Annotated in this window: 8 protein-coding genes; 2 read left to right on the forward strand and 6 right to left on the reverse strand. The window is 72.1% G+C overall.

Annotation, left to right across the window (positions count from 1 at the left end):
- Positions 1 to 37: 37 nt before the first annotated feature.
- A complete protein-coding gene (locus IF20_RS35660; RefSeq protein ID WP_052869604.1) occupies positions 38 to 394 on the reverse strand; it encodes a cytidine deaminase in 357 nt (118 codons plus the stop codon).
- 10 nt (positions 395 to 404) lie between these two features.
- A complete protein-coding gene (locus IF20_RS35665) occupies positions 405 to 1,280 on the reverse strand; it encodes a helix-turn-helix transcriptional regulator (protein WP_234426980.1) in 876 nt (291 codons plus the stop codon).
- Positions 1,281 to 1,369: 89 nt separating this feature from the next.
- Between IF20_RS35665 and IF20_RS35670 the strand changes: the two genes are divergently transcribed.
- On the forward strand, positions 1,370 to 2,824 hold the full coding sequence (locus IF20_RS35670; protein ID WP_052869605.1) for an MFS transporter: 1,455 nt from the start codon (positions 1,370 to 1,372) through the stop codon (positions 2,822 to 2,824).
- Between the two features lie 32 nt (positions 2,825 to 2,856).
- On the opposite strand, the gene IF20_RS35675 is transcribed toward IF20_RS35670, so the two are convergent.
- The 4 genes from IF20_RS35675 to IF20_RS35690 form a co-directional block, all read right to left on the reverse strand.
- A complete protein-coding gene (locus IF20_RS35675; RefSeq protein ID WP_234426981.1) occupies positions 2,857 to 4,254 on the reverse strand; it encodes a hemolysin family protein in 1,398 nt (465 codons plus the stop codon).
- A 4-nt stretch (positions 4,255 to 4,258) separates the two neighbouring features.
- Positions 4,259 to 4,756: an rRNA maturation RNase YbeY gene (gene ybeY, locus IF20_RS35680; RefSeq protein WP_052869606.1), complete on the reverse strand. Its 498-nt coding sequence runs from the start codon at positions 4,754 to 4,756 to the stop codon at positions 4,259 to 4,261.
- Positions 4,757 to 4,767: 11 nt separating this feature from the next.
- Positions 4,768 to 5,775 carry a PhoH family protein gene (locus IF20_RS35685; protein WP_052869607.1) on the reverse strand — a complete coding sequence of 336 codons (1,008 nt, stop codon included), beginning with the start codon at positions 5,773 to 5,775 and terminating at the stop codon, positions 4,768 to 4,770.
- Positions 5,776 to 5,972: 197 nt separating this feature from the next.
- Entirely contained in the window at positions 5,973 to 7,145 is a 1,173-nt protein-coding gene (locus IF20_RS35690) for a carbohydrate kinase family protein (RefSeq protein WP_052869608.1), read from the reverse strand.
- A gap of 225 nt (positions 7,146 to 7,370) precedes the next feature.
- Here IF20_RS35690 and IF20_RS35695 point away from each other — a divergent pair, with 225 nt between their 5' ends.
- Positions 7,371 to 8,699 carry a family 4 glycosyl hydrolase gene (locus IF20_RS35695; RefSeq protein ID WP_052869612.1) on the forward strand — a complete coding sequence of 443 codons (1,329 nt, stop codon included), beginning with the start codon at positions 7,371 to 7,373 and terminating at the stop codon, positions 8,697 to 8,699.
- The last annotated feature ends 91 nt before the right edge of the window (positions 8,700 to 8,790 follow it).

Below are 8,790 nucleotides of genomic sequence, written 5' to 3' on the forward strand. Positions count from 1 at the left end.
GGCGGGGTGCCGCGCCGGTGGACGGTGGGCGCGGTGGTCAGCCCGCCTCGACCGTCTCGCGGAGGGTCCCATCAGGTCCCGCGACCAGTACGGGCGTCTCCGCGCCGCCCAGGTCGCGCACGGCTGCGCGGTCCGCGTCCGCCGCGGTCGCCGCCTCGGTGACCACGGCGGCGGCCTCCAGGGACTGCGCGCCGCTGGCGACGGCCATCGCGACGGCGGTCTGCAGGGCGGTCAGCTTCAGGGAGTCGAGGGAGACGGTGCCCGCGACGTACGTCCGCCCGGTCTCGTCCCGCACGGCGGCACCCTCGGCGACACCGTTCCTGGCCCGGGCCGACCGGGCCAGGGTGATGATCTTGCGGTCTTCGGCATTCAGCGGCTGTTCGCTTGCGCTCATGCCGCCGACCCTATCGCTGCGCTCGGCTGTGACCGACGGGCGGCCCTGGGGTCCGGGGGCGTCTGATTTTTGCCGGGTGCGGCGCCGTTTCGCCTGCGGCGGGCGGAGTCCGCTGCGCGGGGCTTGGCGTCACGGGGTCGGTCCTCCGCGGCAGGGGGTCCGGACTGCAGCGCAAGGTGCCTACCAGCGGGTGGTCCATCTCCTTCGGCAGTTGGCCGCCCACCGTGATGTCCTGCCGTGCCCACAGGCGCCTGAAATCCTCGCTGACCGCCGACGCCTGCTCCACCACCTCGGCGTAGCCCTCGTCGCCGGGGCGTTCCGAGCAGGCGGCGCGGTACTGGGCGACCACCTGGGGTGCGATCGTCTCCCAGCTCTTCGCGCGGGAGCGGTAGACCGGGTCGGTGAAGTACGCGATCACGCAGTTCGGCGAGACGCCGGGCTGTCCGTGGCCCATCACCAGGCGCGACGCCTCGTTGTACGCGACGGTGTTCCAGTACGGGTCCATGATGTGCGCCGGGAACGGCAGCCAGGCGTCGATCATCCGCTGGAGCCCCTCGCAGATGGGATCGCCGTCGTACTCGGAGCGCGGCAGCGGCGGGTTGAGCCCGGCCAGCACGTACAGGTGGCGCCGCTCCGCGTCCCGCAGTTTCAGCACGCGCGCCACGGCGTCCAGCACCTGCGGCGAGACGCTGATGTCGCGGCCCTGCTCCAGCCACTGGTACCAGGAGGCGCCGACCCCCGCGAGCACCGCGACCTCCTCACGGCGCAGCCCCGGCGTCCGCCGCCGCCCCCCGCCCGGCAGCCCCGCCTCGGCCGGGCTGACCCGCGCTCGACGTGCCCGCAGGAACTCACGCAATTCGTCGCGCCGCCGCGGTTTGTCCGACACGCCATTCCCCCTGATCCCTGGCTGGTGGTGCGAACACCACGATAAGTCGCCGCTCCCCACGGGTTATTCCGCACGGAGAAGGTCGGTGCATGCCCACCGAGACCTCCGCACCGCCGGCCCCCGAGGCCGTATCCGCGCCCGCCCCGCCCACCGGCATGTCCGGCCGGGACCGGCTCGTCCTCCTCGTCCTTTGCGCCGCGCAGTTCATCATCGCCCTGGACTTCTCGATCCTGAACGTCGCACTGCCCGTACTCGGCAAGGACCTGGGGATGGTCCAGGCCGACCTGCAGTGGGCGGTCACCGCCTTCGCCCTTCCCTCCGGCGGCTTCCTGCTCCTCGCCGGCCGGATCGCCGACCTCTACGGCCGCCGCCGGCTCTTCCTCACCGGCCTCGCGCTCTTCACCGCGGCCTCCGTCCTGACGGCCCTGGCCGGATCGCCTGCCGTGTTCCTCGCCGGGCGCGCACTGCAGGGCGTGGGCGCTGCCGTCATCGTGCCGACCGGCATGGCCCTGCTCACCACCACCTTCGCCGAGGGCCCGCAGCGCGAGCGCGCCCTGGGCATCAGCGGCACCCTGCTGTCCCTGGGCTTCACCGTCGGCATGCTCCTCGGCGGCGTCCTCACCGACTCCCTCGGCTGGCGCTCGACGATGGGCCTGCTGGCCGTGGCCGGTGCGGGCATCCTCGCCCTCGCTCCTCCGCTCCTGACCGAGAGCCGGCGTCCGGACCGCCCCCGGATCGACGTCCCCGGCGCGGTCACCGTGACCGGCGGTCTCCTGGCCCTGATCTACGCCCTCTCCACCGCGGCGACGGACGGCTTCGCCCGCACGGATGTCCTGATCGGCCTGGTGGTCGGGGCGGCGCTCCTGGTGGCCTTCGTGCTGGTCGAAGCGCGCTCTTCCGAACCGTTGGTGTCCCTGCCCTTGCTCCGCCGCCCGACGGTGGCGTTCGGCAACCTCGCCGGGCTCACCACCGTCTCCATGATGACGACCGTCGTCTTCCTCCTGACCCTGTACCTCCAGGAGGTGCTGCACCTCTCGCCGTTCCGTACCGGCCTGATCTTCGGCGTCCAGGGCGTCGTCTCCGCCCTCGCCGGCATCGTGGCCCCGCGCCTGATCGGCCGCTTCAGCGCGCGAACCGTGCTGGTGGCCGGCCTGCTCGTGCAGGCCGCGCTGACCGCCTCCCTCCTGGGCCTGGGCACGGGCGCGGCTTCCGCCTGGCTGGCCACGGCAGGCGTGACCATCGCGTCCCTGGGCCACCTCTGGGTGATCGTCTCCTACGGCGTCACCGCCACGTCCGGCCTCCGCAACGAGGAACAGGGCCAGGCCACGGCCCTGGTGACAAGCGCCCAGCAGATCGGCATGACGGTGGGGATACCGCTGTTGAGCGCGATGGCGTCGGCACGGGTGGCCGCGTCGCACGCCGATGGAGCCGACATCGCGACGGCCACCCTGTCCGGGGTCCGGCTGGGCCTGGCGGCCGACGCGCTCATCCTGCTGACAGTGGCCGTACTGGTGGGGTTCGGCCTGCGTCGGCGCGCTTCCTGACAGCCGGGGCGCCGCCACAGGGGCTGCTTTTCCTATTTTCCTACCCACCACCGGCGGGAGGGGGCGGGCCGCAGCGGTAGGGGGTCCGGACGTAAAGCGAAGCAGTCCGGACCCCCTGCCGCGGAGGACCGACCCCGTGACGCCAAAGGCGCCTCCGCGGTGAGGCGAAGCGCCTTGAGGGCGGAGGCAGAGGCAGACGCAGAGGCGGACGCAGACGCAGACCCGGACGCCGAGTCCACCGCATCCCCCGTCAGATCGACCTCCGCCTGCGCCCCAGCGATCGGCACGCGCCCCAGCCGCTTGGCGAGCAGCCCGCCGACCGTTTCGACGTCCTCGTCGTCCAGCTCCAGGCCGTACAGCTCACCGAGATCACCGATGTCCAGCCGAGCAGTGACCCGGTACCGGCCGTCGCCCAGCTCCTGCACCGGCGGCAGCTCCCGGTCGTACTCGTCCGTGATCTCGCCGACGATCTCCTCAAGGATGTCCTCGATGGTGACGATGCCGGCCGTACCCCCGTACTCGTCGATGACGACCGCAACGTGGTTGCGGTCGCGCTGCATCTCCCGCAGCAGGTCACCGGCGTTCTTCGTGTCCGGCACGAACACCGCGGGGCGCATCGCCGTCGAGACGAGCTCCGTCTCCGCGTCGCGGCTGATGTGCACCTTGCGGGCGAGGTCCTTCACGTAGACCACGCCCACCACGTCGTCCTCGCTCTCGCCCGTGACGGGGATCCGCGAGAACCCGGAGCGCAGCGCGAGCGTGAGCGCCTGCCGGATGGTCTTGAAGCGCTCGACGGACACCAGGTCCGTACGCGGCACCATGACTTCCCTGACGAGCGTGTCGCCGAGCTGGAAGACGGAGTGCACCATGCGGCGCTCCTCGTCCTCGATCAGCGACTCCTGCTCCGCTAGGTCGACCATCGCGCGCAGCTCGGCCTCGGAGGCGAACGGGCCCTTACGGAAGCCCTTGCCGGGGGTGAGGGCGTTACCCAGCAGGATGAGCAGCTGGGGGATCGGGCCCATGACGCGGGCCAGCGGCAGCAGGACGTACGCCGCGGCCGTCGCCGTGTTCAGCGGGTGCTGCCGCCCGATCGTGCGCGGCGAGACGCCGACCGCGACGTACGAGACGAGCACCATCACCGCGATGGCGACGGTCACCGCCTCCCACGTCTCGTCGAACCGTCGCACGCACCAGAAGGTGACGACCACGGCGGCGGCCATCTCGCAGCCGACGCGCACCAGCAGCGCGACGTTGAGATAGCGCGTCGGATCGGCGGCGACAGCCGCAAGCTTCGCGCTGCCGCGCCGGCCGGACCGGACGGCCTCCTCGGCGCGGAAGCTGGTCGTACGGGCGAGGCCCGCCTCCGCGCAGGCGGCGAGCCAGGCGACCACGACGAGGAGGACCGCGACGGAGATCAGCTGGACGGACACCGCGTCACCGGGTGGTGGGCGCCGGGGACGGGCCCTCGATGCCCCGCTCGGCCCGCCAGCCGTCGACGATCGCCGCCTGCAGGCCGAACATCTCGGCCTTCTCGTCCGGCTCCTCGTGGTCGTACCCGAGGAGGTGGAGGACGCCGTGGACGGTGAGCAGCTGGAGCTCCTCGTCCATGGAGTGCCCGGTCGGCGCGTCCTCGCCCTGCTTCTTGGCGACCTCCGGGCAGAGGACGATGTCGCCGAGCAGCCCCTGCGGGGGCTCCTCCTCGTCCTTGGCCGGCGGCCGCAGCTCGTCCATCGGGAAGGACATCACGTCGGTCGGGCCCGGGAGGTCCATCCACTGGATGTGGAGCTGCTCCATGGCCTCGGCATCGACGACGATGACCGACAGCTCGGACAGCGGGTGGATGCGCATCCGGGCGAGCGCGTAGCGGGCGACGTCGAGGACGGCCTGCTCGTCGATGTCCGTACCGGACTCGTTGTTGACGTCGATTGCCATCGTTGCTCTGCTCAGTGCTTTCCGTTGCGGCTGTCGTACTGCTCGTACGCGTCGACAATACGGCCCACGAGCTTGTGCCGGACGACGTCGGTGCTGGTGAGGCGCGAGAAATGGACGTCCTCGACGCCGTCGAGGATCTCCTGGACCTGACGCAGGCCGCTCTTCGTGCCGCCGGGCAGGTCGATCTGCGTCACGTCACCCGTGATCACGATCTTCGAATCGAAGCCGAGCCGGGTGAGGAACATCTTCATCTGCTCGGGGTTCGTGTTCTGCGCCTCGTCCAGGATGATGAACGCGTCGTTCAGCGTCCGGCCGCGCATGTACGCCAGCGGCGCGACCTCGATCGTCCCGGCGGCCATCAGGCGCGGGATGGAGTCGGGGTCGAGCATGTCGTGCAGCGCGTCGTAGAGCGGGCGCAGATACGGGTCGATCTTCTCGTAGAGCGTGCCGGGCAGGAAGCCCAGGCGCTCGCCCGCCTCGACCGCGGGCCGGGTCAGGATGATGCGGTTGACCTGCTTGGACTGCAGGGCCTGCACCGCCTTGGCCATGGCGAGGTAGGTCTTGCCCGTACCGGCGGGGCCGATACCGAAGACGACGGTGTGCTGGTCGATGGCGTCGACGTACCGCTTCTGGTTCAGCGTCTTCGGGCGGATCGTGCGACCGCGGTTGGAGAGGATGTTCTGCGTGAGCACCTCTGCGGGGGTCTCGCTCGTCCCGCCCTCACCGTCCTCGGCCGAACGCAGCATGGCGATCGAGCGCTCCACTGCGTCCTCCGTCATCGGCTGTCCGGTGCGGAGCACCAGCATCATCTCGTCGAACAGGCGCTGGATCAGCGCGACGTCCTCGGGGTTTCCGACCGCGCTGACCTCGTTGCCACGGACGTGGATGTCGGCCGCCGGAAAGGCGTTCTCGATCACGCGCAGCAAGGAGTCCCCCGACCCCAGGACCGTGACCATGGGGTGCTTGGGCGGGACGGTGAACTGGGCGCGCGCCTGCTGATTGGTGGGTGTCTGCGTCATGGGCCGGCTCTGTGGCCTGCTGATCCCCATTTCTACGTAGCGATGCCTGCGGCTCTCCTGAGCACATCCAGGGTACGACGCGGCACCGACATCGACGGAGAACTTTTAGGGGCGGACCGATGGCGGTCAGGAGGAGGCCGCCCGGGGCCGGCGCGGGCCGCGGCCGCCGGCCGGCCACCGGCCGGCCACCGGTGGCGTCACCTCGTGCGGCGGAAGCCGATCGTGGGGACGGCGCGGGCCAGGGGCCACTGGCGGTAGGCGGCCGGGAGGACGCCCTCCAGGAACGCGTACCGCTCGCGGAGCGGGAGGACGCCGCAGGCGCCGTTCGCCGTCCCCTCCAGCGCCTCCGCGCGGTGATCGCGGACCTGCTGCCACCACGTGGCGATCTCCGACCAGCCCGGCGCGGACAGCGACCCGCCGAACTCCTGCACCGACAGCGCCGCCGTCAGCCCCGCGAACGCCAGCCGGTCGGCCAGCGGCCACCCCGCGAGCGTGCCCGTCACGAAACCCGCCACGAAGACGTCACCGGCGCCCGTCGGGTCCAGCGCCTCCACCGCGATCGCCGGTACCTCGGCGCTCTCGCCGGTCCGCGCGTCCACCGCGCAGGCGCCCCGCGCGCCCATGGTGACCACCGCGACCGGCACCAGGTCGGCGAGCTTGCGGGCGGCCGCCTGCGGCGAGTCCGTACGCGTGTACCGCATCGCCTCTTCGGCGTTGGGCAGGAACGCCTCGCAGTGTTCGAGGTCGGCGAGGTCGGCCGGGTCCCAGCGCCCGGTGTCGTCCCAGCCCACGTCCGCGAAGATCCGGGCGCCGCGGCCGGCCGCGCAGCCCAGCCAGCCCTCCCGCCGCCCCGGTACCAGCGAGGCCACGCAGGCGCGCGAGGCGGGCGGGCAGCCGGGCGCGTGCTCGCCGTCGAACGCGGATTCCGGGGGCGGCGCCTCGTGCCCGTGCGAAACCATCGTGCGCTCGCCCTCGTACGCCATGGAGACGGTCACCGGCGAGTGCCACCCGGGCACCTTCCGCGACATCGACAGATCGATGCCTTCGCCCCGGCGCAGCGCGTCCCAGCAGTACTCGCCGTACATGTCGTCCCCGAAGGCCGCCGCCAGCGAGGTGTGCAGGCCCAGCCGGGCCAGCGCCGTGGCCATGTTGGCGACCCCGCCCGGGCTCGAACCCATGCCGCGCGCCCAGGACTCGGTGCCGCGGACGGGCGCCGAGTCCAGTCCGGTGAAGATGATGTCGAGGAACACCGTGCCGGTGAGGTAGACATCCGTGGTCGGGTCCTGTGGCCCGCGGACGGCGGCGAGCGGATCGAGCACCGCCGGCGCGGGACTCGTGGGAGCGAACCGTTCTCCGTCTTGAGCGCTCACCTTGCCTGCCCCTTTCGTCCGTGCACGTCACGCCAGTGTGCCGGATACCGGAGCCGCACGACCGACGGCGGGCGGGTTCGGGGACGACTTCGTGCAGTTCGTCGCGGCGCATTCGTGCGGCACCTCGCGCGCTTCCTTTCGTGCGGTACGTCGTGCCCTTTCGCGCGGTACGTCGCGTTCTTCCGCGCGGTACGCCGCGCCCTTTCGTGCGGTACGTTCCGGATCATGAGGCTCACGATTCTCGGTGGCGGTGGTTTCCGGGTACCGCTGGTCCACCGCGCGCTGCTCGACGACCCCACGCGCGCCGTGACGGAGGTGACGCTGTACGACACCGACCCGAACCGGCTGCGGGTGATCGCGGCCGTCCTGGAGCAGCAGGCGGCGGGGCGTGCGAAGCCGGTGGCGGTACGGCTCGCGACGGACCTCGACGACGCCCTGCGCGGCGCGGACTTCGTGTTCTCCGCGATCCGCGTCGGCGGTACGGCGGGCCGCGTCGCCGACGAGCGGATCCCGCTCTCCGAAGGCGTGCTCGGCCAGGAGACGGTGGGCGCGGGCGGCGTGCTCTACGGGCTGCGCACGATCCCCGTGGCGCTGCGCATCGCCGAGCGGGCCGCGGCGCTGGCGCCGGACGCCTGGATCATCAACTTCACCAACCCGGCGGGCATGGTCACCGAAGCGATGGCGGAGGTGCTGGGCGACCGGGTCATCGGCATCTGCGACTCGCCGGTCGGCCTGGTGCGGCGCGCCGCACGCGCGGCGGGCGCCGATCCGGACGCGGTGCGGTACGACTACGTGGGGCTCAACCACCTCGGCTGGCTCCGGTCGTTGACCGCCGCCGACGGCCGCGATCTGCTTCCGGGGCTGCTCGCCGACCCCGAAGCACTCGGGTCGTTCGAGGAGGGTCGCCTCTTCGGGGCCGAGTGGCTGCACGCCCTCGGGGCGCTGCCCAACGAGTACCTGCACTACTACTACTTCCGCCGCGAGACGCTGGCCTCCGTGGCGGAGAGCGACGAGCCCCGCGGCGCCTTCCTCGACCGGCAGCAGGGCGGCTTCTTCAAGGCGGCGGCGGACCGCCCGGAGGATGCGTACGGGCTGTGGGAGCGCACGCGCCTGGAGCGCGAGGAGACGTACATGGCCGAGAGCCGGGAGGCCAGCGGCGGCTGGCAGCGCGACAGCTGCGACCTGGAGGGCGGCGGGTACGACCGGGTGGCGCTGGCCCTGATGCACGCGATCGCGAACGACCGGCGGGCGCGCCTGATCCTGAACGTGCGCAACCGTGGGACCGTCCCGGCGCTCGCCCCCGAGGCGATCATCGAGACGGTGTGCGAGGTGGGCGCGGGCGGCGCCACGCCGCTGCCGTGCGCTCCGCTGCGCGAGGACCAGTTGGGGCTGATGCTCCAGCTGAAGGCGGTCGAGCGGGCGGCCGTGGAGGCGGCCGTCTTCAAGGACCGCGAAGCGGCGCTACGGGCCCTCGCGCTGCACCCGCTGGTGGATTCCCCCGCCGTGGCCGCCCGCATCCTGGAGCGGGCGACGGGGCACGCCGGCACCTACTGACCTTTCCGGAGGGTTGTCGGGTGCGGGTCACACCGGATCAAGTGGTAGGCCGGTGCCGGTTAGGCAGCCGTCGATCAGGTGTGGAGCCTGC

Origin of the sequence: Streptomyces niger, assembly GCF_000718305.1 — a bacterium.
GTDB lineage: Bacteria > Actinomycetota > Actinomycetes > Streptomycetales > Streptomycetaceae > Streptomyces > Streptomyces niger.